Consider the following 337-nt stretch of genomic DNA (forward strand, 5'->3'; position numbering starts at 1 on the left):
CTCTTAGAAGAAGAAAAAGCCAAGGGAACCGCCATTCTCATGTCCACCCATGTCTTGGATTCGGCCCAAAAGATGTGTGATAGCTTTGTTATCCTCCATCAGGGGCAAATCAGGGCACAAGGGACTCTGGCGGATTTGCGGGCCAGCTTTGGTCAGGCAGATGCCAGTCTCAATGACCTCTACATGGCTTTGACAAAAGAGGTCTGATTATGAAAGCAGTATTTGCCAAACGTCGCTTTGATTTCAATCAGCAGTGTCTCAAGTATCTTCGCTATGTTCTCAATGACCATTTCGTTTTGGTCTTGGTTTTCCTTTTGGGCTTTGTTCTTTATCAGTA

Annotated in this window: 1 protein-coding gene and 1 pseudogene; both read left to right on the forward strand. The window is 45.4% G+C overall.

Features of this window, described 5'->3' with window-relative positions; all coding sequences use genetic code 11:
• Window positions 1-207 (forward strand): annotated as a pseudogene (locus FH871_RS35310) (ABC transporter ATP-binding protein); the annotation flags it as partial.
• A gap of 2 nt (window positions 208-209) precedes the next feature.
• A partial coding sequence (locus FH871_RS35315; protein WP_171063047.1) for an ABC transporter permease occupies window positions 210-337 on the forward strand: 128 nt, incomplete at its 3' end.

Source organism: Larkinella sp. C7 (genome assembly GCF_006149005.1).
Taxonomy (GTDB): Bacteria; Bacteroidota; Bacteroidia; order Cytophagales; family Spirosomataceae; genus Larkinella.